This is a genomic window from Kitasatospora sp. MAA19 (assembly GCF_029894125.1).
Lineage (GTDB): Bacteria > Actinomycetota > Actinomycetes > Streptomycetales > Streptomycetaceae > Kitasatospora.
In genome coordinates, this window is record NZ_JARXYZ010000010.1 from 217,640 (window position 1) to 243,302 (window position 25,663).

The 25,663-nt window shown below is 72.4% G+C and carries 22 protein-coding genes; 15 read left to right on the top strand and 7 right to left on the bottom strand.

All coding sequences use genetic code 11. The features are described 5' to 3' along the window. The 7 genes from P3T27_RS18175 (at position 1) to P3T27_RS18205 (ending at position 5,544) form a co-directional block, all read left to right on the top strand. Positions 1-645, top strand: a complete 645-nt coding sequence (locus P3T27_RS18175) for an amino acid ABC transporter permease (protein WP_280679660.1) — start codon at positions 1-3, stop codon at positions 643-645. Then, positions 642-1,511: an amino acid ABC transporter permease gene (locus tag P3T27_RS18180; RefSeq protein WP_280679661.1), complete on the top strand. Its 870-nt coding sequence runs from the start codon at positions 642-644 to the stop codon at positions 1,509-1,511. Before P3T27_RS18175 ends, P3T27_RS18180 begins: the two co-directional genes overlap by 4 nt. Before the next feature lie 118 nt (positions 1,512-1,629). Further along, the gene (locus P3T27_RS18185) at positions 1,630-2,535 is read left to right on the top strand and encodes a LysR family transcriptional regulator (protein WP_280679764.1); all 906 of its coding nucleotides are present in this window, start codon (positions 1,630-1,632) and stop codon (positions 2,533-2,535) included. Positions 2,536-2,680: 145 nt separating this feature from the next. Next, the gene (locus P3T27_RS18190) at positions 2,681-3,262 is read left to right on the top strand and encodes a cysteine dioxygenase family protein (RefSeq protein ID WP_280679663.1); all 582 of its coding nucleotides are present in this window, start codon (positions 2,681-2,683) and stop codon (positions 3,260-3,262) included. Between the two features lie 13 nt (positions 3,263-3,275). Further along, positions 3,276-4,364: a putative sulfate exporter family transporter gene (locus P3T27_RS18195; protein WP_280679766.1), complete on the top strand. Its 1,089-nt coding sequence runs from the start codon at positions 3,276-3,278 to the stop codon at positions 4,362-4,364. Positions 4,365-4,450: 86 nt separating this feature from the next. Next, entirely contained in the window at positions 4,451-5,161 is a 711-nt protein-coding gene (locus P3T27_RS18200) for a spermidine synthase (RefSeq protein WP_280679665.1), read from the top strand. 182 nt (positions 5,162-5,343) lie between these two features. Beyond that, the gene (locus P3T27_RS18205; protein ID WP_280679667.1) at positions 5,344-5,544 is read left to right on the top strand and encodes a hypothetical protein; all 201 of its coding nucleotides are present in this window, start codon (positions 5,344-5,346) and stop codon (positions 5,542-5,544) included. A gap of 133 nt (positions 5,545-5,677) precedes the next feature. Here P3T27_RS18205 and P3T27_RS18210 read toward each other — a convergent pair whose 3' ends face one another. The 3 genes from P3T27_RS18210 to P3T27_RS18220 all read right to left on the bottom strand — a co-directional run bounded on the left by P3T27_RS18210 (position 5,678) and on the right by P3T27_RS18220 (position 8,956). Further along, positions 5,678-7,402, bottom strand: coding sequence for a hypothetical protein (locus P3T27_RS18210; RefSeq protein WP_280679669.1), 1,725 nt, complete (start codon positions 7,400-7,402; stop codon positions 5,678-5,680). A gap of 129 nt (positions 7,403-7,531) precedes the next feature. After that, a complete protein-coding gene (locus tag P3T27_RS18215; protein ID WP_280679671.1) occupies positions 7,532-8,413 on the bottom strand; it encodes a TetR/AcrR family transcriptional regulator in 882 nt (293 codons plus the stop codon). Between the two features lie 33 nt (positions 8,414-8,446). Then, complete coding sequence (locus tag P3T27_RS18220) at positions 8,447-8,956, bottom strand: NUDIX domain-containing protein (protein ID WP_280679673.1); 510 nt, start codon at positions 8,954-8,956, stop codon at positions 8,447-8,449. A gap of 84 nt (positions 8,957-9,040) precedes the next feature. Here P3T27_RS18220 and P3T27_RS18225 point away from each other — a divergent pair, with 84 nt between their 5' ends. Further along, a complete protein-coding gene (locus tag P3T27_RS18225) occupies positions 9,041-10,264 on the top strand; it encodes a serine hydrolase domain-containing protein (protein WP_280679675.1) in 1,224 nt (407 codons plus the stop codon). Between the two features lie 68 nt (positions 10,265-10,332). Here the strand turns inward: P3T27_RS18225 and P3T27_RS18230 are convergent, their stop codons facing one another. The 3 genes from P3T27_RS18230 to P3T27_RS18240 form a co-directional block, all read right to left on the bottom strand. After that, positions 10,333-10,656 carry a nuclear transport factor 2 family protein gene (locus P3T27_RS18230; protein WP_280679677.1) on the bottom strand — a complete coding sequence of 108 codons (324 nt, stop codon included), beginning with the start codon at positions 10,654-10,656 and terminating at the stop codon, positions 10,333-10,335. Between the two features lie 315 nt (positions 10,657-10,971). Then, positions 10,972-12,495, bottom strand: a complete 1,524-nt coding sequence (locus tag P3T27_RS18235) for an aldehyde dehydrogenase family protein (protein WP_280679679.1) — start codon at positions 12,493-12,495, stop codon at positions 10,972-10,974. Positions 12,496-12,755: 260 nt separating this feature from the next. Next, positions 12,756-13,703 carry a terpene cyclase gene (locus P3T27_RS18240; protein WP_280679681.1) on the bottom strand — a complete coding sequence of 316 codons (948 nt, stop codon included), beginning with the start codon at positions 13,701-13,703 and terminating at the stop codon, positions 12,756-12,758. A 311-nt stretch (positions 13,704-14,014) separates the two neighbouring features. Here P3T27_RS18240 and P3T27_RS18245 point away from each other — a divergent pair, with 311 nt between their 5' ends. Beyond that, positions 14,015-17,035, top strand: a complete 3,021-nt coding sequence (locus P3T27_RS18245; protein WP_280679688.1) for an AAA family ATPase — start codon at positions 14,015-14,017, stop codon at positions 17,033-17,035. 206 nt (positions 17,036-17,241) lie between these two features. Further along, entirely contained in the window at positions 17,242-18,306 is a 1,065-nt protein-coding gene (locus tag P3T27_RS18250; protein ID WP_280679690.1) for an aldose epimerase family protein, read from the top strand. A gap of 79 nt (positions 18,307-18,385) precedes the next feature. Here P3T27_RS18250 and P3T27_RS18255 read toward each other — a convergent pair whose 3' ends face one another. Then, entirely contained in the window at positions 18,386-18,922 is a 537-nt protein-coding gene (locus tag P3T27_RS18255; protein ID WP_280679692.1) for a GNAT family N-acetyltransferase, read from the bottom strand. 310 nt (positions 18,923-19,232) lie between these two features. Here P3T27_RS18255 and P3T27_RS18260 point away from each other — a divergent pair, with 310 nt between their 5' ends. The 5 genes from P3T27_RS18260 (at position 19,233) to P3T27_RS18280 (ending at position 25,612) form a co-directional block, all read left to right on the top strand. Further along, a complete protein-coding gene (locus P3T27_RS18260) occupies positions 19,233-20,510 on the top strand; it encodes an extracellular solute-binding protein (RefSeq protein WP_280679694.1) in 1,278 nt (425 codons plus the stop codon). Between the two features lie 301 nt (positions 20,511-20,811). Beyond that, positions 20,812-21,816: a sugar ABC transporter permease gene (locus tag P3T27_RS18265; RefSeq protein WP_280679696.1), complete on the top strand. Its 1,005-nt coding sequence runs from the start codon at positions 20,812-20,814 to the stop codon at positions 21,814-21,816. 89 nt (positions 21,817-21,905) lie between these two features. Then, on the top strand, positions 21,906-22,811 hold the full coding sequence (locus P3T27_RS18270) for a carbohydrate ABC transporter permease (protein ID WP_280679698.1): 906 nt from the start codon (positions 21,906-21,908) through the stop codon (positions 22,809-22,811). A 37-nt stretch (positions 22,812-22,848) separates the two neighbouring features. After that, complete coding sequence (locus P3T27_RS18275; protein WP_280679700.1) at positions 22,849-24,567, top strand: glycoside hydrolase family 13 protein; 1,719 nt, start codon at positions 22,849-22,851, stop codon at positions 24,565-24,567. A 25-nt stretch (positions 24,568-24,592) separates the two neighbouring features. Then, positions 24,593-25,612, top strand: a complete 1,020-nt coding sequence (locus P3T27_RS18280; RefSeq protein ID WP_280679702.1) for a LacI family DNA-binding transcriptional regulator — start codon at positions 24,593-24,595, stop codon at positions 25,610-25,612. Positions 25,613-25,663: the final 51 nt, after the last annotated feature.

A 25,663-nucleotide genomic window follows, 5' to 3' on the forward strand; every position in this document is an offset into this window, starting at 1 on the left:
GTGAAAACGCTGACCGACAACTGGTCGACCTACTGGGACGGCTTCCTCGGCACGCTCGCGCTCTTCGCGGTGAGCGCCGTGCTGTCGCTGGTGCTGGGGGTGCTGATCGCGGGCTTCAGGGTCTCGCCCGTCCGGCCGCTACGGGTGTTCGGGACGGCGTGGGTGACGCTGCTGCGCAACACGCCGCTGACCCTGCTGTTCTTCATCGTGGTGCTGGGCCTGCCGCGCTTCGACATCACGCTGCCGTTCTTCACCTTCGCGGTGGCCGCGCTCGGCTGCTACACCTCGGCCTTCGTCTGCGAGTCGATGCGCTCCGGCATCAACACCGTGCCGGCGGGGCAGGGCGAGGCGGCGCGCAGCCTGGGCATGAGCTTCGGGCAGACGATGAGCGTGGTGGTGCTGCCGCAGGCGTACCGGTCGGTGGTCGCGCCGATCGGCAGTGTGATGATCGCGCTGGCGAAGAACACGGCGATCGCCGGCTCGTTCAGCGTCACCGAACTGCTCGGCACCTACCGGACCATCAACGAGCTCGGCTACAGCATCATCTGGACCTTCGTCTGGATCGCCGTCGGCTACCTGATCATCACCCTGGCCATCAGCGCCGTCTTCAACCTGCTGGAACGACGAGTGGCGGTGTCGCGATGACCGTTCAAGCCTCGGCGCTGTACGACGTCCCCGGTCCGAAGGCGCTCGCCCGGCACCGGCTGTACGGGGGGATCGCGCTGCTGCTGATCGCGGCGATGATCGGCTGGATCGTCTACATGCTGTTCCACACCCACCAGTTCACGTACCAGAAGTGGATGCCCTTCGAGTACCGGGGCGTCCAGGACCTGCTGCTGCGCGGGCTCGGCAACACCCTGAAGGCCTTCGGCTGGACGGTGCTGTTCGCGCTGCCGTTCGGCGCGCTGTTCGCGGCCGGCCGGCTGTCCGACCACCGGGTGGTGCGCTGGCTCTCCACGCTGGTGGTGGAGTTCTTCCGGGCCATGCCGCTGCTGGTGATGATCTTCTTCGTCTTCGTGGCGCTCAAGGTGCAGCCGCTGTGGGCGCTGGTGACCGGGCTGGTGCTGTACAACGGCTCGGTGCTGGCCGAGGTCTTCCGGGCCGGCGTGCTCGCGGTGCCCAAGGGACAGCGCGAGGCGGCCTACGCGCTCGGCATGCGCAAGACCCAGGTGATGACGTACGTGCTGGTGCCGCAGGCCAACCGGGCGATGCTGCCGGCCATCATCAGCCAGCTGGTGGTCGCGCTCAAGGACACCTCGCTCGGCTTCCTGATCACGTACGAGGAGTTCCTGCACGCGGGCAAGCTGATCGCCACCAACCTCGACTACGACCTGCCCTTCATCCCGGTGGTGATCGTGATCGCGCCGATCTACATCGGCATGTGCCTGCTGCTCTCCTGGCTCGCCCGCTGGGTGGAGCGCCGCAGCCGGCGCAGCCCGAGCGTGCGGGGCGGGGCGCCGGTGGTCGAGGCCGGGGTGGCGATGGGGCTGCCGCCGTCCGCGCAGCAGTGAGAAGGCTGGTTCGATCCTGAACCATAGGTACGGATGGGGATGGGGCCGGTACCTCAAATTTCCTCTTATGATTGCGGAGGCTGGACGACGACGACCGGGTGGAGGGGCAATGGAGCCGGTGTTCGACTCGCGGCACATCAGGACGTTCCACGAGGTCGTGAGGGCCGGCTCCTACTCGGCCGCCGCCCGCGAACTCGGCTACACCCAGCCCGCCATCACCCAGCAGATGAAGGCGCTCGAACGCACCGTCGGCGTCGCGCTGTTCACCCGGGCCGGGCGCGGACTGCGGCTCACCGAGGCCGGCGAAGCGCTGTCCCGGCACGCCGAAGTGATCCTCGGCAGCCTCTCCGCCGCCCAGCAGCAGCTCGCCGCGCTCGCCCGGCTGCGCGCCGGGCGGGTCCGGGTCTGCGCCTTCCCCAGCGCCAACGCCACCCTGATACCCGAGGCGATGGCCCGGCTGCTCGCCGAACACCCCGGTGTGCGGGTCGAACTGCTGGAGGCCGAGCCGCCGGACTCCGTCCAGCGACTGCTGCGCGGGGAGTGCGACATCGCGCTGGCCTTCCGCTACCCGGGCGCCGCGACCGAGGTGCCGGACGGGCTGGACGAGATCCCGCTGATGGAGGACCTGCTCACCGTGCTGCTGCCCGTCGGGCACCCGCTCGGCCGCCGGCACGCCGTGCGGCTCTCCGACCTCGACGGCGAGCGCTGGATCGCCGGGTGTCCGCGCTGCCGGGCCAATCTGCTGCACGTCTGTGCGGAGGAGGGCTTCGCGCCGGACATCGTGTTCTCGACGGACGACAACCTCGCGGTACAGAGCCTGGTCGCCGCCGGGGTCGGGATCGCGCTGATGCCCGCGCTGGTGCTCTCCTTCATGTGCCACCGCAAGGTCACCGGGCGGGCCGTCGAGCCGCACCTGCGCCGGCAGGTGAGCGCGTACGTGCTGAGCGAGCACCGGCGGATCCCGGCCACCGGGCTGGTGCTGGACCACCTGCGGCAGGCGGCGGCGAGCCGGGTCGGGTGCTGAGGGGCCGGTGCGGCGGATGGCCGGGGGCTCCGGTGGGTGGCTGCGGGTGCTGCGGCTGAGTGCGGTCGATTCATAAGCTGGATTTGGGGGAGGGCTTAAGAACCATCGTTGGACGTGATAGGTGTATGCGTCCGAACCTGCTGGCATGACACCCTCAGCCACGGTCGGCAGCGACCGACTCACCGAGCGGATGGCCGCCCTGATCGGCGAGATCCGTGCCGTCGTGGACCGCGGACTGCCTCCGGAACTCACCGCCTACCTGGTCGGCGAACGCCTCGCGCCGCACCTGCACGCCGACCCCGACGGGCCTGACGCGCTGCTCACCCCCGCCCAGTGCGAGGGCGACCCGCAGCGCTACCGCCAGCACGTCCTGCACGCCGAGGAGGACGGCAGCTTCTCCGTCGTCGCCCTGGTCTGGCTGCCCGGCCAGCAGACCCCGATCCACGACCACGTCTCCTGGTGCGTGGCCGGTGTCCACCGCGGCCAGGAGAGCGAGACCCGCTACCGGCTGGTCTCCGACGGCCGCACCGCCCGGCTGGTCGAGACCGAGCACGTGGCCGGCCCGGCCGGCACCGTCGCCGCCTTCGCCCCGCCCGGCGACATCCACCTGGTGCGCAACGCCTGTAGCAGCACCGCCATCTCCATCCACGTGTACGGCGCGGACGTCTCGCGGCTCGGCACCAGCATCCGGCGGGTCTACCGGCTGCCCGCCGACCAGCAGCAGTGAGGGCGGCGTGGCACTGACCCTCCGGGAGCGCGCCACGCGCACCCGCTCACTGCCCCCGCTCGGCGGGGACGCCCCCGGCCTGCTGCTCGCAGCCGCCGGGGTGGCCGCCGCGATCGGCGTCCACGCGGCCGTGCCCGCCGTGCCCAAGCTCACCGCCGCCGTTGTGCTCGGCATGGCGGCCGCGCACCTGCCCGGGCTGCGCCCGGTGGTACGCGGGGTGGCACGGCCCGGGCTGTCCACGGCCGGCAAGCGGCTGATGCGGCTCGGGATCGTCCTGCTCGGGCTCAAACTCAGCCTGGACGACGTGCTCGGCCTCGGCTGGGCCACCGTCGCCATGGTGCTCGCGGTGGTCGCGGCCACCTTCGCCGGCACGCTCTGGCTGGGCCGTCGGCTCGGCCTGCCCGGGGACCAGCCGCTGCTGGTCGCCACCGGGTACTCGATCTGCGGGGCCTCGGCGATCGGTGCGGTCAGCCAGGCGGCCGGCAGCGAGGAGGAGGACGTCGCCTCCTCGGTCGCGCTGGTCACCCTGTGCGGGACGCTCGCGATCGCCGTACTGCCGCTGCTCCAGCACCCGCTCGGGCTCGGCGAGGTGGAGTTCGGGCGGTGGGTCGGCGCGAGCGTGCACGACGTCGGGCAGGTGGTCGCCACCGCGCAGACCGGCGGGACGGGCGCGCTGCGCGAGGCCGTCCTGGTCAAGCTGATGCGGGTGGTGCTGCTGGCGCCGCTGGTCGCCGGGGTGGCGGTCGGGGTGCGGCGCAGGGTGCGGTGGGACGGGGGGAACGCCGCCGGGCCGGACACGGCGGACACCGGTGGCTCCCAGAGCACGGTCAAGATCGGCCGTCGCCCGCCGATCGTCCCGCTGTTCGTGGCGGGGTTCCTCGCGATGATCGTCCTGCGGACCACCGGGGTGCTGCCGGAGCGGGCGCTCACGCTCGCCGGGGACGCCCAGGAACTGCTGCTGGCCGCCGCGCTGTTCGGCCTCGGCAGCGCCGTGCACCTGCCCACCATGGTCCGCACCGGCGGGCGGCTCGCCCTGCTCGGGCTCGGCTCCTGGGTGGTCGTCGCGGGCGTCTCGTACGCGGGGGTGCTGGTCACGATGTGACGGGCGCGGGGGCGGACTCGGCTATTGTCGGGCGGGTACTCGTCCGCCGGGACGGCTCCTGCCCCCGAGTCCGCTGAGGAACACGCATGTCCACCGCACTGCCCGAACGGGACGCTCACGAGGCCGTCGTCACGCTCGACCGGCGGGACGGCCCGTTCGGCGAGGTGGTCCTGCGCCAGCGTGGTCGGCACTTCGAGATCATCGCCAACGGGTGTTTTCTGATGGACACCGCCGACGGCCGCTCCGAACGCCTGCTGATCCAGGCGGCGTTGGACGAGCTGGACCGTACCGGCAGCCCCGTCGGGCGACCCTCGGTGCTGATCGGGGGCCTCGGCGTCGGCTTCTCGCTGGCGTACGCGGTGGCCGAGCCGCGCTGGGGGCGGATCGCCGTCGTCGAGCGCGAGGGCGCCATCATCGACTGGCACCGGAACGGGCCGCTCGGCGCCTTCTCCGACGGCGCGCTGGAGGACGAGCGGGTCCGGATCCTCCACACCGACCTGCTGGAGTACCTGGCGGCGGCCGACGGCGAGCGCTACCACGCGCTGTGCCTGGACATCGACAACGGCCCGGACTGGACCGTGACCGACTCCAACGCCGGGTTGTACGGCGCCGACGGGCTCGCCGTGCTCTGGCAGCGGCTTCAGCCGGGCGGGGTGCTGGCGGTGTGGAGCGCGCAGCCCTCCGCGGAGTTCGAGGAGGCGCTGCGTGCGGCGGGCTTCTCGGGCGTCGTCACGCACGAGATCCCGGTCAGCCGCGGTGTGCCGGACGTGGTCCACCTGGCGCGGCGCGCGGGCTGATTGCGCGAGGGGCGCGCCAACTGGCCTGCCGCGCCTGGCCGTTGTCTGTGGCTCTTTGGCACGCGGCTCCTGTTGTCGCCAACTCGTGGTGGCTCTGCGCCAGTTGGTCGGGTGGGCCGGGCAGCAGCTGTTGGCCTCGGCGTGGGTGGTGCGGTGCTGTGGCGCCTGGGGTGCGGACGAGGATGGAGCGCCTGGACGGTGACGACCACGATCGGTTGATGGCGGCCCCGGAGCGGTACCCGATGTTCAACGTGATGAACCGGGGGCCGGAGATCGACCTGGGCCTGGACGCGCTGTTCGAGTTCGGGATGGCGCGGATGCTGGACGGGGCCGGCGCGGTGATCGAGCGGCGGGGCGCGGGTGGGGCGGGGCGTGCGGGGTGACGGCGGGGGCGGACCGACGGCTGACAACTGACAGATAACAGCTGACAGATAACAGAATCTGAAATCTGTTATCTGTCAGCTGTTATCTGTTCGCCGTCGGTTGTTCGCCGCCGTCCGCCCGCCCGGGCGCGGCTCAGCCGAAGGGGCTGGTCTCCGGGCCCGAAACCGTCGCCGCTTCTTCCTCCGGGTCGGCACCCGGGGCGGACGGGAGGCTTTCCGGGGCGAAGGGGTTGAAGTCAGGCGGGGGCACCATGACCGGCGTGCCCTTCCGCGGGGCGTCCTCCGTGGAGGCGGCCGGCGCGGGCACGACCGGCGGGGTGGAGGGCGGCGGCGGGACGGCCGGGCCCTGCGCCGCGAGCGTGGTGCCGAACGGGTCCGGCTTGTCCGCCGTCACCGTGCCGAACGGGTCGGCGGCCGGGGTGGCCGGGTCGGTGCCCGGGGCGGACGGGAGGCTTTCCGGGGCGAAGGGGTTGAAGTCAGGCGGGGGCACCATGACCGGCGTGCCCTTCCGCGGGGCCCCGGCCTCCGGCTCGGCGTCGACCGCCGCCTCCGCGACCGACGCGGACGGACGGAAGTCCGCGGGCGGGACGTCCTCCGGCGCGCCGTGCAGGTTCACCGGCACCTCCTCCGGCTGCTCCGGCGTCTTCTCGACGGGAGCGGCAGCGGTGGTCACCGGCACGGCCACCGGCACGGCGCCGGCAGCCTCCCCGTCCCAGCCGAACTGGACGCTCTTCAGCAGCTCCGCGAACGCCTGCGTGTACAGCTCCCAGTCCTCCGGCTGCGCCGTGGACAGCTGGACGCAGAGCACGGTGGCGCCGTCCGGCAGCGGGACGAAGGCCTCGACCGCCGAGGTGACCACCCAGCGCCGCTGCCCGTCGGCGGACAGCGGTCCGGGCACCGGGACGGTCCGCCCCTCGACCAGGACGGCGGCCGGCCCGGCCGGCAGCAGGACCGTCCACACCTCGGCGTGCCGCCGGACGGTGGCCAGTTCGGTGGCGAGCGCGGTGATCGGCAGCGGGTGCCGGGCGAGCGAGACGACGAGGGCGGCGTCGGAGGCCCGGCCGTCCACGTCCAGGGCGCAGACGCCCGCGTAGACCGCGCCGGCGTCGTGGACCAGGTCGGCGAGGGTGGCGGAGATGACCGCGAAGTCGCGGCGCGGTTCCGGCCCGGTGCCGCTGAACAGTTCCTCGGCGACCTCGGCCAGATGTCCCGTCAGTTCCTCGGCGGCCGCGGCGGTGGCCGGGCCGACGCCGTCCGCCCCGCGCGCCGGAGCGGGCACCGTGCGGGCGCAGACCCCGGCCGGACCGCCCGGGGAGGTCAGCGGGTGGAAGCCGGGCGGGACCACCAGCCGGACCTCGGCGCCCGCTCCGGTGGCCAGTTCGACCGCATGGCGGGTGTGCTGCCCGGCGGCCAGCGCGGCCAGTGCCGGGGCGAACGGCGGGCGCAGCTTGGCGTCGGCGAACTCGCCGGTGACCGGCAGTTGGAACAGCGCGGCCGAGGTGGTGCCCCGGTCGGCGATCGCGCCGCGCACCGCCCCGCCGCCGTAGCGGGCCTGCAGGGCGGCGGTCACCCGGTCGGCGACCCGGGCGCCGGTGCCGGGGCGGGCCGTGCCGGCGGTGATCACCGTGCCGAGCCGGTCCACGGCCGAGTGCACCGGGCCGTTGGGCGCCAGCGGAAGGCCGAACAGCGCCTCGGCGGCGGGGTGTTCGGCCGGTCGCAGGGCGCTGAGCGAAGCTGCCGGGTGGCGGGAGGTGCGCTCGTCGAAGAGGGCGTCGGTGAGCGTGCCGAGGGTCGCACAGACCTGCTCCGCCGCTGCGAAGGGGTTGGCCTCCGCGCTGAACTGGACGTCCTGGGTCAACTGATGAGCCCCCCGCTCTGCTGCGTCTGCGGTCGCTGGTTCGGGTGGGTCCGCGCGCGCCCGTGGTGGCGGGCCGTCGGATCCCTGCTCATTCCTATCAGAGCCCGGTGTCGGGGCCGAACCGGCGGATCACTCGGCGCCGGCCTCGGCCGGTTCCTCCGTGGCCTGCGGGGACGATTCGCCGACCGCCGCGACGGCGAGCGCGGTGACCGCCTCGGTGATCCCGGGGACGGCGAACAGCCCGGCGAGGTCCCGCACCAGGCGCCCGGTCGGGCCGTCCGGTCGCTCGTCCGCGAAGAAGGAACCGAGTTCGGCGGCGAGCGCGGGTTCCCGGGCGGCGGTGAGGGTGAGGGCGGCGACGAACTCCTGCACCAGGTGCAACTGCAGTTCCTCCAGCGGCACCGAGCGCTCGGCCAGCCACTCCAGCGAGGTGATCTCGGCGTTGGCGATCCAGGCCCGGACGGTCAGCCGCAACCCGGGGCTCGGCGAGGGGAACGCGAGGTGGGAGAGGATCTGGTCGTGGGCGGCCCGGCGCACCTCGTCGATCACCGCCGAGGTGCCCGCGCTGGCCGCCACCGAGCCGCCGCGCAGCAGCGCCGCGAAGCCGGGCCCGTGGCTCTGCACGAAGTCCAGGTAGCGGCCCATCACCCGGTACAGCCGCTCGGACAGCGGCCCGTCGGCGGGCTCCTCGAACCGCGCCGAGAGCTCCCGCCCGGCCCGTCGCAGCGACTCCTCGTACAGCGCCTGCTTGCCGGGGAAGTAGTGGTACACCAGCGGCCGGGAGGCGCCCGCGGCGGCGGCGATGTCGTCGATCGACACCTCCTCCGGTGGGCGCCGGCTGAACAGCTCCAGCGCGACGGCGATCAGCTGCTCGCGCCGCTCGTCCACACTGAGCCGCCGGCGCGGCCGCTCACCCGTCGCGGCCCGGTCCGGGGCCTGGCCCGCCGCCCGGTCCGGTGCGGGGTTCCGGGCAGCGCGGGCGGTCGTCGGCGACGGCGTACGGGAGGCCATGCGCGCCACCCTATCCGGCGCCTGCCACGGGGCCTATGAGGCGTGGAGGTCCAGGTAGCGGCGGTAGGCCTCGCGGCCGTCGGGGACGAAGTCGTCGCGGGTGAGGCGGTCGGCGAGTTCGGCGGGGGTGAGCCAGGCGTGCCAGGCGACCTCGGACTCCTGCGGCGAGACCGGGCCGTCCCACCGGGCCTCGTACATGTCGCACCACCAGGAGAGCCGGTCCTGCTGGAAGAGGAACTTGAACAGCGGGCGCGGCGCGATCCCGTGCACGCCGAGTTCCTCCTCGGCCTCGCGGACGGCGGCCGCGGCGTACGTCTCGCCGGAGCCGACCACGCCGCCGACGAACATGTCGTACGCGCCGGGGGCGAACAGCTTGGTGTCGGTGCGGCGGTGGACGAAGATCCGCCCGGCCGGGTCGCGGACCAGGATGAAGACGCACCGGTGGGTGAGCCCCCGTCGGTACACCTCCCCGCGCACCGCGGTCCCGATCACCCGGTCGTGCTCGTCGACGACGTCCAGCAGCTCTTCGGCAGGGTTGGTCATGACCGACAGGTTAGGGTTTCCGGGCCCGCTTCGAACGCGGGCGCGAACGGACGAGCGGAACCGACAGGCTGAGGGCGGCACGCGGTGGTGGAGATCTGGGGCGAGACGGCCGAGGGGTTCGAGCCCGTACGGGAGGCCTTCGCGCGGAACTTCCACGAGTACGGCGAACTGGGCGCGGCCTTCGCGCTGTACGTGCGCGGCCGCAAGGTGGTCGACCTGTGGGGCGGCGACGCCCGGCCCGAGGTCGGCGGACGACCCGCGCCGGCGGTGCCGTGGACGGCGGACACCGCCCAGGTGCTGCGCTCGGTCACCAAGGGCCTGACCGCGACCACCGCGCTGCTGCTGGCCGAGCGCGGCCTGCTCGACCTGGACGCGCCGGTGGCCTCGTACTGGCCCGAGTTCGCGGCGGCGGGCAAGGGCGGGGTGCCGGTGCGCTGGCTGCTGTCGCACCAGGCCGGGGTGCCCGCGCTGGACGTGCCGCTGCGCCTGGAGGACGTGCTGACCTGGGAGCGCGCGGCGGCGGCGGTGGCCGCGCAGGCGCCCGCCTGGGAGCCCGGCACGGCGCACGGCTACCACCCGTACACCTTCGGCTGGTTGGTCGGTGAGGTGGTGCGGCGGGTGAGCGGGCGCACGGTCGGCCAGTTCTTCGCCGAGGAGGTCGCCCGGCCGCTCGGACTGGACCTGTGGATAGGGCTGCCGGCCGGTGCCGCGCCGCGGGTCGGCCGGCTGGTCGACCTGCCCGCCCCGGAGGCGGCCCGGACCGGGCCGAGCGGGCTGCGGCTGCGGCCCAAGCAGTCCGTCCGGGAGGCCTACCAGGACCCGACCTCGCTGACGGCGCGCTCCTTCGCCTCGGTCCGCCCCGGGGTGGACCTCAACGACCCGGCGGTGCAGGCCGCCGAGATCCCCGGCGCGGGCGGCATCGGTACGGCCCGCTCGCTGGCCCGGTTCTACGCGGCGCTGATCGGCGCCGCCGACCGTCCGGACGGCTCCGGAGCCCTGCTGCCGCCGCTGCTCGGGCCCGAGGTGCTGACCCGCGCGGTCGGGCCGGCGGTGCACGGGCCGGACCGGGTGCTGATCGTCAATTCCACCTTCGGCCTGGGTTTCTGGCGGCACGGCCCGACCGCGCCGATGGCCTCCCCGGCGAGCTTCGGCCACCCGGGCCGGGGCGGCTCGCTGGGCTTCGCCGACCCGGAGCTCGGGCTGGGCTTCGGCTACGTCACCAACGGCATGCAGCCGGGCGTCACCGGCGATATCCGCTCGCGCAACCTGATCCGCGCGGTGCGGGGGTGCCTGGGGCTCTCCGCCTGAGGGCAGGCCCCTGTTCCGGACGCGCGCCGGCGGTCAGGCCCCTGTCCCGCGCTGACGCGCGCCTGAGGTCAGGCCTGGCCGGTCTCGAAGCGGGCGATCTTCCCGTGCTCGACGGTGAAGCGCCAGGCGGTGCGCATCTCGCCCCAGGTGTCGTTGGTGAAGTTGGCGACCAGGGAGTGGCCGCCGTTCGCCTCCGTCTGGACGTCCATCCGGCCGCGGACCCCGAAGATCTCCTTGTCGATCCACTGGACGAGGTCGCGGTCGGAGCCGTCGTCGGACATGGTCGCGCTCGGGGTGAGCGTGTCGAGGAAGGCCGCGCGGTCGCCGGCGTTGATCGCGGTGACGAAGGTGCGCACGACGGGGTCGGAGAGCTTGGCGGGGGCGATGGTCATCGGGACTCCGGAGGTGAGGAGGCGGGGAGTCCTGTTTAAGGCGTTCGTCGGGTGTGCCCGGGCATGTCGGCGGCGCGTCGAGAAAATCGCGGATTCATGTGCTTAGATCCCGAAACGGGCGATTTGCCCGATCGGGGGTTGTACGGCGAAGGGCGTCCGGACGGACGCTCGACGCGGGCCACGGGGAGTGGCGGCGGAGCGGGAGGCCGGAACCGGTCTCCCGCTCCGCGTTTCCCCGCAGGGCCCCCGACGGCGCGAGACGGCGGTGAACCGGAGCGCGGCCGGCCGGCGGGGGCGTGGCCGGGACGGGAGCGGCTAGAAGAAGCCGACCGCGTCGGGGGAGTAGCTGACCAGCAGGTTCTTGGTCTGCTGGTAGTGCTCCAGCAGCGCCTTGTGGTTCTCCCGGCCGATGCCGGAGTTCTTGTAGCCGCCGAAGGCCGCGTGGGCCGGGTAGGCGTGGTAGCAGTTGGTCCACACCCGGCCGGCCTGGATGGCGCGTCCGGCGCGGTGGGCGGTGTTGAGGTCCCGGGTCCACACGCCCGCGCCGAGCCCGTACTGGGTGTCGTTGGCGAGGGCGACCGCCTCGGCGAAGTCCTCGAAGCGGGTGACCGAGACGACCGGGCCGAAGATCTCCTCCTGGAAGACCCGCATGCTGTTGACGCCCTCGAAGACCGTCGGCGTCACGTAGTAGCCGCCGGCCAGGGCGCCGCCGAGGTCGGCCCGCTCTCCGCCGGCCAGCAACTTGGCGCCCTCGGCCTGGCCGATCTCGAAGTAGGAGAGGATCTTCTTCAGCTGCTCCGCACTGGCCTGGGCGCCGACCTGGGTCTCGGTGTCCAGCGGGTCGCCCTGGCGCATCGCGCGCACCCGCGCCAGGCCGTCGGCGAGCAGCCGCTCGTAGACCGTGGACTGGATCAGCGCCCGGCTGGGACAGGTGCAGACCTCGCCCTGGTTGAGGGCGAACATCGCGAAGCCCTCGACGGCCTTGTCGTAGAAGGCGTCCGGTGCGGCGGCGACGTCCGCGAAGAACAGGTTGGGGCTCTTCCCGCCCAGCTCCAGTGAGACCGGGATCAGGTTGTCGCTGGCGGCGCGGGCGATCAGCCGGCCGGTGGTGGTCTCGCCGGTGAAGGCGATCTTGCGGACGCGGTTGCTGGCGGCCAGCGGGGCGCCGGCCTCCTCGCCGAAGCCGGTGACGATGTTGAGCACGCCGGGCGGCAGCAGGTCGGCGGTCAGCTCGGCCCACAGCAGCACCGAGGCCGGGGTCTGCTCGGCGGGCTTGAGCACCACCGCGTTGCCGGCCGCGAGCGCCGGGGCGAGCTTCCAGACCGCCATCAGGATCGGGAAGTTCCACGGGATGATCTGGCCGACCACGCCCAGCGGCTCGTGGAAGTGGTAGGCCACGGTGTCCTCGTCCAGCTGGGAGAGGCCGCCCTCCTGGGCGCGCAGGGCGCCGGCGAAGTAGCGCAGGTGGTCGATGGCGAGCGGGAGGTCGGCGGCCAGCGTCTCGCGCACCGGCTTGCCGTTCTCCCAGCTCTCCGCGACGGCCAGCGGCTCCAGGTTCGCCTCCATCCGGTCGGCGATCCGCAGCAGTGCCTGGGCCCGCTCGGCGGGCGGGGTGCGGCCCCAGGCGGGGGCGGCGGCGTGGGCCGCGTCCAGCGCGGCCTCGATGTCCTCGGCGGTGCCGCGGGCGACCTCGGTGAACACCTCGCCGGTGACCGGGGTCGGGTCGCCGAAGTACTCGCCGCGCACCGGCGGCGTCCAGCCGCCGCCGATCCAGTGCTCGTACCGGGAGCGGTAGGCGACGATGCTGCCGGGGGTGCCGGGGGGCTGGTAGACCGTCATGCTCTGGTGTCTCCTCGCGACGTCGGGCGCCGCCCGGGCCGCGCGGCGGGGGCGGCGCGCCGGACCGCCCGGCTCGGGGCGGCCCGGCGGGAGGGTGCGGACACGCAATTCGGGGCGGGCGCCCGCCGGGGCGCCTGCCGTCGAGCACGATAGCCGCCGAACGCGGGTGCGGCTACGGCCCGTACGTCCGCCCCGCACGGAGGGTGCGCGTTCCGGCCGACGTACGGGGGGGGTGCGCGCCCGCCGGGCCCGGCGAGCCGTCAGACCGCGTGGTACCGGCCGGTGCGGGACTCCCAGCACAGGTAGCCGGCGAGCCAGGTGACCAGTCCGTCCGCGTACCGCTGGGCGATCGTCCGCTCGACCCGGGACAGGCCCAACTCCCGGTAGACGTCCGGCAGTCTGCCGTGCAGCTCCCCGCAGCGCCCGATCATCAGCTGCGCCTCCTCCAGCACCACCGCGCAGGCCTCCTCGGCCGAGCAGCGGCGCTCGCGCTGGACGATCATCACCAGGTTGTTGACGTCGCCGCGCGGGGCCTCCAGCGGGAACGACCGGACGTCGTTGCTGAGCGACGGTATGTCGGCTGCCAGCTGGCGCAGTTGACGCAGGACCGGGTGGTGCAGGACGGCGGCGGGCACTTCGAACTGGCCGAGGCGTTCGACCATGTCGAAGATGGTCTCCATCGCCGCGGTGCCCCGTCTGAGCACCAGGTAGGCCTCCCGGTCGGGTGGCCGGGCGGAGATCCGGCCGGCCGCCTCGGCGGGATGACTGGCCAGGTACCACTCCCAGTTGTACGCGGCGCGGGCCTGCCAGCGGGCGGGCATGCCGTGCATGCTGCGGTCCCAGAGGTCGGCGAAGGCGGTCTCGACCGGTGAGTCCTGGTCGGGTCGGGCGCCGTGCAGGACGGCGATCAGCCGTTCGCAGATGGGGGCGACCTCGGTGGGCCGGCGGCCGAGCGGGCCGTCGAACTGGTCGTCGAAGAGGAAGTAGAAGCCCATCAGGTCCGCGGCGAGGGCGAGTTCGTCCGGGCCGGCGTCCGGGTAGCCGAGGGCGGCGAGGTCGGCCACCTCCCAGTGGGCGTAGCCCGGGTGGTCGGCATCGGGGAGCAGCGGGTGGCGCACCAGCCAGTCGCGGTGCAGTGCGCCGGCGCGCGGGCCGTGCGGACTGCGGCGGTGCGGGAACGGGATCTGAAGTGAGGTGTCGTCAGACATCGGACTCCCGGTGCAGCGGAGGGTGGGGGTGCCAGTGGTTCGGGTGCTGGGTATGGGGGGAGTTGACGCAGCGAGGCTTCCGGGGTGAGGGTGGTGACGCAAGATCATCTCCGCCTCGCGGGCCGTAGGTTATCTGATGCAATGATCGGACGTTAGGTGTATAGGGCAATTGCCCTTGGTAAACCGTCCGAACCCTCACCGTCCGTCCCAGCCTGCGCGAATGCCCCACAACGAGTGCCACGCAGCGCTAACCTCAGGTCCACGAGCAGTGATGCGAGCAATGACGCGAGCGGCGAGGCGGAGGCGCGACGGTGACCGAGCAGGGAAACGAACTTCGGACGGGATCCGGTTCCAGCCGGGACGGCGACAGCACCTCGCCAAGGGTCCGGCTGCGCGACCGCGACGCCGAACTGCGCTCCGTCGAGGCGGCCGTCGACAAGCTCTGCCGCGCATTCGCGGCCGGCGGCACCGAGATCGGCGAACTGCTGGCCTTCTCCGGCCGCCCCGGCATCGGCAAGACCAGCCTGCTGCACGAGGTCCGACGGATCGCCAAACTCCGCGACGGCGCCACCGTGCTGTTCGCCCGCGGCAGCGAACGCCAGTTCAACGAGCCGTACCACGTGCTGCGCCAACTCCTCCAGCCCGCCCTCACCAGCCTGCGGCCCGACGAGTTCCGCCAGGTCATGGGCACCTGGGAGGAGGTCGTCGGACCGGCCATGGGCCTCAAGCAGCCCAAGGCCGGCGCCCGCCGCCTCGACCCCCAGGGCGTGCGGGACGGCCTCGACTACGTCCTCACCCAACTCGCGCCGCGCCGGGCGCCGCTGGTGATGATCGTCGACGACCTGCACTGGGCCGACCACGAGTCGCTCTCCTGGCTCACCCAGTTCGCCGTCCGCTCCCGCGAACTGCCCGTCCTGCTCGTCTTCGCGTTCCGGGAGGACGAGAACGACTGGCCGGTCGAGATCCAGCAACACCGCAAGGACGTCCTCGGCCGCGCCACCGGCAAGCACGAGCTCAACCGGCTCTCGCTGGTCTCCATCACCGACATGATCCGCGCCGAACTCGGAGACAAGGCCGAGGACGCCTTCTGCTACGAGTTCTGGAACGTCGTCAACGGCAACCCCTTCGAAGCCGTCGCCCTGCTCGACCAGGTCCGCGACCAGGACCTCGAACCGGTCGAGGAGAACTCCCAGCAACTGCGCGAACTCGCCGTCGACGCCACCGGAATGACCCTCAAGAGCTGGGTGGACCGGCTCGGCGCGTCCACCCTGCGCTTCGCCTGGGCCTGCGCGATGCTCGGCACCGACATCCGGGTCGACCTCGCCACCCGGATCTCCACCCAGAGTGTCGAGGGCGCCCGCGAGTCCATCAAGCAACTGCGCAAGCAGCGCGTGCTCACCCAGACCCCCAACGGAAACCTCGAATTCGTCCACCCGCTGATCGGCAGCTCGATCTACAACACCATGCCGGAGGCCACCCGCACCGGCATGCACGGCGTCGCCGCCGCCGAGATCGAGAACGCCGGACTCGGCCTGCTCGCCGCCTCCCGCCACCTCGTCGAGACCTTCTCCGGGGAGGGCGACGACCGCACCGTCCGCAAACTGCGCCGCGCCGCCGCCGAACACCTGCTGATCGGCGCCCCCGAAGCCGCCCAGCGCTGTCTGCACCGCGCCCTCAACGAGCCGCCCGCCGACGACATCCGCGCCGAGGTGCTGTACGAACTGGGCTGCTCCGCCCTGCTGACCGACCCCGGCGCCACCGTCAACCAGCTCAAACTCGCCCTCGACCCCGACGAGGGACCGCTGCGCCCCGGGCTGCGCGTGGACGCCACCTTCCGGCTCTCCGAGGTGCTCGCCCACAGTGGCGAACTGCGCGAGGCCGCGCTGGTCTGCCAGGACGAGGCCGAGCAGACCGCCGACCCGGCCGGCAGGCTCCGGCTCCAGGCCGCCTCGTTCATGTGGCACGCCTTCCGCAAGTCCGAGGAGGACGGTCCCGGCCGCTCCACGCGGCTCGGCGCCATGTGCGACACCCTCAGCGGCCGTGACGCCGCCGACCGGGCCGTCCTCGCGATGCGCGCCTGGGACCTCACCCTGCGCGGCGCCCCCTCCGCCGAGGCGCTGACCTATGCCGACAGCGTCCTCGACTCCGGCCGGCTGCCCCAGGGACTCGGCTGGACCAACAGCACCTGGGGCTTCGAACTGCCCTCGATGCTCGGCCTCACCTATACCTACAACGACCGCATCGCCCAGGCCGAGCGGCTGTTCGCGGACGCCATCATCCAGTTCGAGGTGGCCGGGTGGAGCGGTGCCCACCGGGGCTTCGCCTACTTCCTGATGGGTCTGGCGCGTTTCCGCCGCGGCCTGCTCGCCGAGGCCGAGGACTTCCTGCGCCGCGCGCTTCGACTGTCCGAGCGGATCGGCCCCAAGCTGCCGCTCGCGTGGGACGCCGTCGGCGTCCTGGTGGACACCCTGCTCGCCCGCGGCCGGGTCGACGAGGCCTGGGACCTCGCGGCCGAGTTCGGCTTCCACCCGCCGTACCACGCGACCGCCATGGTGCTGCCCGACGCGCCCTCGCTGTACGGCAAGCTGCTGATCGCCAAGAAGCGCCACGCCGGAGCGGCCGCCGCGCTCACCGAGGCCGGCGCCCAACTGGAGGCCCGCGGCTGGCACAACACCGTCTGGGCGCCCTGGGCCGGCCACCTGGCCATCGCGCTCGCCGCGGACGAGCCCGACCGCGCCCGCGAGTACGCCCAGAAGGCCGTCCAGGACGCGCGCACCTTCGGCACCGCCTCGGCGATCGGCACCGCGCTGCGGCTGAACGCCCAGATCGAGGACGGACAGCAGGCGGTCGAGCTGCTGGAGCAGGCCGTGATGTACCTCGGGCAGTCGCCGGCCGGGTACGAGCACGCTGTCGCGCTGGTCGACCTCGGCGCCGCGCTGCGCCGGGTCGGGCGGCTGGAGGACGCGCAGGAGCACCTGTACCAGGGCATCGAGCTGGCCCAGCACTGCTCGGCCGAGGGACTCGTCGAGCAGGCGCGGCGGGAGCTGGCCAACTACGGCCTGCGGCCCAACCGGCTGGGGCTGCGCGACTTCCGGGAGACGCTGGAGACGCTCAGCCAGCCTGAGTGGGAGGTCGCCAACCTGGCCGTGCAGGGCGTGCCGCCGCAGCGGATCGCGGACGAGCTCGGCGTCCACCTCAGTCTGGTCAACCGTCGGTTGGCCGCCGTCTACCGCAAAGCGGGCAGCGGGCCGGACGGCCTGGCCTCCGCCCTCGGACTGCCGGCACAGCCGCGCGAGGCTACCCGGCCGGGCGACGAGTGCGAGGAGGAGTAGGGCGGGGGCGCGCGGAGGCCTAAGGCGAGGGCGTGTGGAGGCGTAGGGCGGGGGCGCGCGGACGGCGCGCGTCTCCTGCGACGGTGTCCGTCGCCAGGGCCTGTCCGGCCCTAGGCTGACGGACACGGGGGACGCCGCGGCGTCCCCCGGACGGACCCGGAACCGGGCGGTCGGGGCACACCGCGACCGCCAGTGAGGAGCAGGCCATGGCGAGCGAGGCCACCAGCGTGCGGCACGAACCCCTCGACCCCTCGGGCGCGGGCGCCGCGATCGAGCGCTGGACGCTCTCCGCCGGCCCCTACGAGGCGAGCGTGCTCACCCTCGGCGCGACCCTGCACACCCTCACTGCGCCGGACCGTGCCGGCCGCCCCGCCCAACTGCTGCTCTCCACCGACCGGCTGGCCCAGATCCTCGGCCCGGCCCGGCACTACGGCACCGTGGTCGGCCGGTACGCCAACCGGATCGACGGCTCCGAGGTCACCATCGACGGGGAGGAGCACCCGCTCGCCCCGACCGGCGGCGGCATCACCATCCACGGCGGGCCGGACGGCTTCGCGAACCGGATGTGGGAGGCCGAGCAGATCGAGGGCGGGGTGCGGCTGCGGCTGCACAGCCCGGACGGCGACCAGGGCTTTCCCGGCGCCCTGGACGTCACCGTCTCCTACACCCTGGACCAGGCCGGCGAGCTGGTGATCGCCTACCACGCCGTCACCAGCAAGCCGACCGTGGTCAACCTGACCAACCACGCGTACTTCAACCTTGCGGGTGAGGGTGCCGGCGACGTCCTCGGGCACCTGCTCACCCTCGACGCCGACGAGTACACCCCGGCCGACGCGCGGCAGATCCCGTACGGGCGGACCGAACCGGTGGCCGGCACGCCGTTCGACTTCACCGTGGCCACGCCGATCGGCAAGTCGGTGCACGACGACCACCCGCAGCTGGCCGGGCCCGGCGGCTACGACCACAACTGGGTGCTCCGGGCCCGGCCGGCCGACGGCACGGCGGCCAGGGCGGCGCTGCTGGAGGACCCGGTCAGCGGGCGCACCCTGGAGGTGCTGACCACCGAGCCGGGCGTCCAGGTCTACACGGCCAACAAGTTCCAGGGCGCGGTCACCGGCGCGAGTGGCGTCCCCTACGGGCCGTTCGCCGGGATCGCGCTGGAGACCCAGCACTTCCCGGACTCCCCGCACCACCCGGCGTTCCCGAGCACCGTGCTGCGGCCGGGGGAGGAGTTCCGCTCGACCACGGTGCTGCGGCTCGGCGTCAGCTGAGCGCTTCGGGAACGTCGCGGGCCTGGCGGGATTGTCAGGCCCGCCCCAGGTCTAGCCCCAGGTCACGGCGCAGGTCCTGTTACAGGTCGCGGCGCATGCAGAGGCGGGGCCAGCGGTCCAGGCCGTGTTCGGCCTCCTTGCGGCGGATCTCCCGCAGGCCCGGGGTGACCTCGTGGTCGGCGAGCGGGCGGAAGCCGCAGCGGGCGTAGTAGGGGGCGTTCCAGGGGACGTCGGTGAAGGTGGTGAGGGTGAGCGCGGGGGCGTCGGTGCCCGCCGCGAGGTGCTCGATCAGCGCCCGGCCGATGCCCCGGCGGGCGTGGTCGGGGTGGACCGACACCTGCTCGATGTGCAGGGCGCCGTCCACCGGCTCGGCGAGCAGGTAGCCGGCGATCGGACCGGGGTCGGCGGGCAGGGCGGCGTCGCCGGGCAGGCCGGGGTGGTCGGCGAGGGCGACCAGGGCGACGCCCTCGTCCAGGTAGTGGGCCAGCTCGTGCGGGGCCGGCGGTTCGTCGTGGGCGATCTCCGGCATGCCGATCGCGGCGAAGGGCGCTCCGGCGGCCCGTTCCAGTTCGCACAGCAGCGGCAGTTCGTCCCGTGTGGCGGCTCTGATACGCATGCGTCCAGTCTGCTGCAAGCGTCTTTCAGCCACGCATGGTGGTGGTGTCGGCCATCCGGTATCTACTTGAAGCGGTCGAACCCGGACATTTGGTCGCACTGTCAACTACCGTGCGGCTACGTCCAGGACACGCGGGCGTAACGATCGCTGTTTCTTGCAGAAACTTGCTGCAAGGACTTTCCGTCGCTATTGCGCCGCTGTTAACTTCCTTCCCGAGCCCGACGGCAGCAACGGTGCGGTCGGCACGAGGCAGCCATTATGCGCCTGCCTCGGAACATCTCGGGCACCCCCACCCTCCCAAGGAGTTCTCATGCGGCGTGGCATCGCGGCCTCTGCCCTCGTTGTGGCCCTCGCGGTCTCGATGGCTGCCTGTGGCAGCAGCGGCTCCAGCTCGAACGGCAAGGCCGACGGGCCGGTCACCCTCACGTACTGGGACACCTCGAACGCCACCAACGAGGCGCCGAACTACCAGGAACTGGTCAAGAAGTTCGAGGCGGCCAACCCGAACGTCAAGGTCGACTTCGTCAACGTCCCGTTCGACCAGGCGCAGAACAAGCTCCAGACCGCGATGGGGGCCAAGGGTGCTCCGGACGTGTTCCGCTCCGAGGTCGGGTGGACCGCCGCCTTCGCCAAGGCCGGCTACCTGGAGCCGCTCGACGGCACCCCGGCCGCCGCCGACACCTCCGCCTTCCAGCCCAGCCTGATCCAGCAGGCCAAGTACGACGGCAAGCTGTACGGCGTGCCGCTGGTCACCGACACCCTGGGCCTGCTCTACAACAAGGACCTGTTCGCCAAGGCCGGCATCACCGACGCCCCCAAGACCTGGGACGAGCTGAAGACCGACGCCGCCGCGCTCAAGGACAAGGCCGGCGTCGACGGCTTCTGGCTGAAGGCCGCGGACGGCTACTACGCGATGCCGTTCCTGTTCGGCGAGGGCACTGACACCGTCGACGCCGCCGGCAAGAAGATCACCGTCTCCTCGCCGGAGGCCGTCAAGGCCATCGAGACCTACAAGTCGATGTTCACCGCGCCCGGCACGGTCAAGGCCGACGTCACCACCGACGCCTACGCGCACATGATGGACGCCTTCAACAGCGGCAAGGTCGCGGCCATCATCCAGGGGCCCTGGGAGATCACCAACATCTACAAGGGCGCCGCGTTCGCCGACAAGAAGAACCTCGGCATCGCCCCCGTCCCGGCGGGCTCCAGCGGTAAGGCCGGCGCGCCCACCGGCGGTCACAACATCTCCGTCTACGCCGGTGCCGATCAGGCCCACAAGGCCGCCGCCGAGAAGTTCGCCGCCTTCATGACCTCGGCGGAGAGCCAGGCCTTCATCGCGCAGAAGAACTCCACCCTGCCGACCCGCTCGGACGCCTTCACCGCCGACGTCAAGGCCGACCCCGGTATCGCGGGCTTCCAGGCCATTCTCGGCAGCGCCAAGCCGCGCCCCGAGTTGCCCGAGTACAGCTCGCTGTTCGCCTCGCTCGGCACCAACCTCGGCAAGACCGTCCAGGGCACCGGCACCCAGGACGCGCTGAACACCGTCGCCACCGACTACGCCAAGCTCCTGCCGGGCTTCGCCAAGTAGTCGCCGCCGGCCGTCCGGCCCGTCGCGATCGCGACGGCGGGGGCGGGGGCGGGGCGGGGTGGGCGGGGCGGCGGCGCGTGCCGGGTGACAGATCACAGCGAACAGATAACAGCTGACAACTTTCATCATCTGTTATCTGTCGGCTGTCGTCCGTCATCCGTCACCTGCGACCCGGTCACCTCCACCGCCCCCCACGCGCCCCCGCCGCTCCCGGCGGGCCGGACGGTAGGACCCGTAGGACCAGCAGTCGCCGACCTGAGGCGGCGGGCTCCCCCGAGAATCCCCGAGAAGGTGTCATTCGATGTCAGTCGCCGTGCAGGGCGCCACCGGCAAGGGCAGCCGGGAGCGCGAGCAGCGTCCGGGCCTGCTGGAACGCGTCAAGCGCTCCTACGCCAAGCACTGGTACGCCTACGCGATGATCGCCCCGGTGGTCCTGGTCCTCGGCGTTCTGGTGATCTACCCGCTCGTCGAGGGCGTCTGGCTCACCCTCACCGACGCCAACAGCCTCAACTCCGCCCGGACCATCGGCGTCAACCACATCCCGGCGACCTACAAGTTCGTCGGCTTCCACAACTACGCCGACATCCTGTGGGGCCCGGGCTCCTACGACCGGTTCTGGTCCCACTTCGTGTGGACCATCACCTGGACGGTCCTGTGCGTCGTCCTGCACTACACCATCGGTCTCGGCCTGGCCCTGCTGCTCAACCAGAAGCTGCGCGGTCGCGCCGTCTACCGGATGCTGCTCATCCTGCCCTGGGCCGTGCCGACCTTCGTCACGGTCTTCTCCTGGCGCCTGATGCTCGCCGACGGCGGCGCCGTCAACGGCCTGCTCTCCGCCCTGCACCTGCCCGAACCCGGCTGGTTGGACGACCCGTTGGCGCAGAAGGCGGCCGCGATCCTGGTCAACACCTGGGTCGGCGTCCCGTTCATGATGATCTCGCTGCTCGGCGGCCTGCAGTCGATCCCGGCCGAGCTGTACGAGGCCGCCGAGATGGACGGCGCCACCGCCTGGCAGCGGTTCCGCCACGTGACCCTGCCCGGGCTGCGCACCGTCTCCTCGACCGTCGTGCTGCTCGGCGTGATCTGGACGTTCAACCAATTCGCCGTCATCTTCCTGCTGTTCGGTACCAGCGGCGGCTCCGACGCCCAGCTTCTGGTCACCTGGGCCTACCGCCTCGGCTTCGGCCAACAGCCCCGGGACTACGCGCAGTCCGCCGCGTACGGCGTGATCCTGCTGTCCATCCTCATCGTCTTCACCGCCTTCTACCGGCGCTGGCTCGCCCGCAACGAGCAGGCCAACGGCTAGCAGGCCAACGGCCCCGCAAGGCCAATGGCCCCAGCAGGCCAACGGCCGCGGCCCCGGACCCAGTTGATCCACGAAGGCAGGTAACCCCGATGAGTACCACCACCGAACGTCCCGCGCCGCCGGCGAGCCCGGTACCGGCCGCCCGGCCCGCCAAGACCCGCCGCCGCGGCGAGAGCAGCCCGATGGGCAAGGCACTGGCCCACGGCGCCCTGATCCTCGCCAGCCTGGTCGCCCTGTTCCCGGTCCTGTGGATCCTCTACATCTCGCTCGGACCGGACAAGACGGACTACCTCCACCCCGGCGAGATCTTCGGCAAGTTGACCCTGTCGAACTACCACCACGTGCTGTTTGACACCGACTTCTTCACCTGGTTCGGCAACTCCTTCCTGGTCTCCGGCGTCACCACGGTGTTCGGCGTCATGGTCGCCGCCACCACCGGCTACGCCGTCTCCCGGATGCGCTTCCCCGGGCACAAGCCGCTGATGTGGTCGCTGCTGGTCACCCAGATGTTCCCGATCGCGGTGCTGATCGTGCCGATGTACACGATCCTGTCCGACCTCGGCCTGCTGGACGGCTACCTCGGCCTGATCCTGGTCTACTCGACCACCACCGTGCCGTACTGCGCCTGGCTCCTGAAGGGCTACTTCGACACCATCCCGGTGGAGATCGACGAGGCCGGCCGGGTCGACGGGCTCACCCCGATCGGCACCTTCTGGCGGCTGGTCCTGCCGCTCGCCCGGCCGGGCTTGGCGGTGGCCGCGTTCTACTCCTTCCTCACCGCCTGGGCGGAGGTGGCCTTCGCCTCCACGTTCATGCTCAGCTCCAGCAAGTACACGCTGGCCGTCGGCCTGCAGACCTTCGTCAGCGAGCACGACGCGCAGTGGAACTTCATGGCGGCCACCGCCGTGCTGATCGCGATCCCGTCCTCGGTCTTCTTCTACCTGGTGCAGCGCCACCTGGTCACCGGTCTGACCGCCGGTGCCTCCAAGTCGTAACGCTCCTCGCTCCTCTAGTCCCCAAGGGATACCGTCCATGACCCAGAACCTGGCCGACACCTCCCGGCCTGCCGCCGACGCCACCGCTCACGAGGCGGTCACCCCGGCTCCTGCGACGGGCGGGGCGTCCAGAGACTGGTGGCGGGACGCGGTCATCTACCAGGTGTACCCGCGCAGCTTCGCCGACTCCAACGGCGACGGCATGGGCGACCTGCCCGGCATCCGCAGCCGCCTGCCGTACCTGCGCGACCTCGGTGTGGACGCGGTCTGGCTCTCGCCGTTCTACGCCTCGCCGCAGGCGGACGCCGGCTACGACGTCGCCGACTACCGCGCCGTGGACCCGATGTTCGGCACCCTGCTGGACGCCGACGCGCTCATCCGGGACGCCCACCAGCTGGGGCTGCGGATCATCGTCGACCTCGTCCCCAACCACTCCTCGGACCAGCACGAGTGGTTCCAGCGCGCCCTGCGCGAGGGCCCCGCGTCCCCGCTGCGCGAGCGCTACCACTTCCGCCCGGGCACGGGCGAGAACGGCGAACTGCCGCCCAACGACTGGGAGTCCATCTTCGGCGGCCCGGCCTGGACCCGCACCGAGAACCCGGACGGCACCCCCGGCGAGTGGTACCTGCACCTGTTCGCCCCCGAGCAGCCCGACTTCAACTGGGAGAACCAGGCCGTCGCCGACGAGTTCCGCTCGATCCTGCGGTTCTGGCTCGACATGGGCGTCGACGGCTTCCGCATCGACGTCGCCCACGGCCTGGTCAAGGCCCCCGGCCTGCCCGACCTCGGCGGTTCGGACCAGCTCAAGCTGCTCGGCAACGATGTCATGCCGTTCTTCGACCAGGACGGCGTGCACGAGATCTACCGCAGCTGGCGCCGGATCCTCGACGAGTACCCGGGCCAGCGGATCGGCGTCGCCGAGGCATGGACTCCGACCGTCCAGCGCACCGCCAACTACGTGCGCCCCGACGAACTGCACCAGGCCTTCAACTTCCAGTACCTGGGCACCGGTTGGGACGCCGCCGCGCTGCGCGAGGTGATCGACGTCTCGCTCGACTCGATGCGTCCGGTCGACGCCCCCACCACCTGGGTGCTGTCCAACCACGACGTCACCCGGCACGCCACCCGCTTCGCCAACCCGCCCGGCCTCGGCACCCAGATCCGCACCCCCGGCGACCGCGAGCTCGGCCTGCGCCGTGCCCGCGCCGCCACCCTGCTGATGCTCGCGCTGCCCGGCTCGGCGTACATCTACCAGGGCGAGGAACTCGGCCTGCCGGACGTCACCGACCTGCCGGACGAGGTCCGCCAGGACCCGTCGTTCTTCCGCAAGGCCGGGCAGGACGGCTACCGCGACGGCTGCCGCGTCCCGATCCCGTGGTCCGGCACCGAGGCCCCGTACGGCTTCGGCCCGGTCGCCGGCGGGCCGTCCTGGCTGCCGCAGCCGACCGAGTGGGCCGCGCTGAGCGTCGAGGCGCAGACCGGTGACCCGGAGTCCACCCTGGAGCTGTACCGCAGCGCGCTCGCCGTCCGCCGCTCCCAGGCCGACCTCGGCGCCGGGACGGACGTCGAGTGGTTGGACGGCCCCGAGGGCACCCTGGCGTTCCGCCGCGGCTCCTTCGTCTGCACGGTGAACGCCACGGGCGAGCCGGTCCGGATAGCGGCGCCCGGAAAGCTGCTGCTCTCCTCGGTGGAGCTGGTGGCGGACGGCGACGAGACGGTGCTCGCACCGGACAGCACCGGCTGGTGGGCGGTCTGACGTGGTTGCAATAGGCTCTGGGACCGTGACTACGGCGCGACTCTCAGACATCGCGGCGCAGGCGGGGGTCAGCGAAGCCACCGTCTCCCGCGTACTCAACGGCAAGGCGAACGTCTCCGCCGCCACCCGGCAGACCGTGCTGGCGGCGCTCGACGTGCTCGGCTACGAGCGGCCGACCCGACTGCGCCAGCGCAGCGCCGGCCTGATCGGGCTGATCACGCCGGAGCTGAGCAACCCGATCTTCCCCGCACTGGCCCAGGTGATCGAGCAGGTGCTCAGCCGGCACGGGTACACCCCGGTGCTGTGCACCCAGACCCCGGGCGGGTCGACCGAGGACGAATTGGTCGAGATGCTGGTCGACCGGGGCGTGGCGGGCATCGTCTTCGTCTCCGGGCTGCACGCCGACTCCACCGCCGACCACGACCGCTACGCCCGGCTGACCGGGCGCGGGGTGCCGTTCGTGCTGATCAACGGCTACAGCGAGCGGATCGACGCGCCGTTCATCTCGCCGGACGACCGGGCCGCGATGTGGATGGCCGTCCAGCACCTGGCAGAACTCGGGCACGAGCGGATCGGGTTGGCCGTCGGGCAGCGGCGGTACGTCCCGGTGCTGCGCAAGATCGAGGGCTTCACGGCCGCGATGCGCGAGGTGCTCGGGCTGGGCGAGGAGGAGGCCGAGAACCTCGTCCACCACACGCTGTTCAGTGTGGAGGGCGGGCACGCGGCGGCCGGCGCACTGCTCGACAAGGGGTGCACGGCCATCGTGTGCGGCAGCGACATGATGGCGCTCGGAGCGATCCGCGCGGTGCGCCAGCGTGGGCTGTCGGTGCCGCAGGACGTGTCGGTGGTCGGCTTCGACGACTCGCCGCTGATCGCCTTCACCGAGCCGCCGCTGACCACGATCCGCCAGCCGGTCGAGGCGATGGCCACGGCGGCGGTGGACGCGCTGCTGGAGGAGGTCGGTGGAAACGCGGCCCAGCGCGGGGAGTTCATGTTCCAGCCGGAGCTGGTCATGCGCGGGTCCACGGGGGCCTGCGCGCGCTGAGCGTAGACGGAGGACGGGCGAACGGGCCCCGGGAGAGCGGTTGCTCTCCGG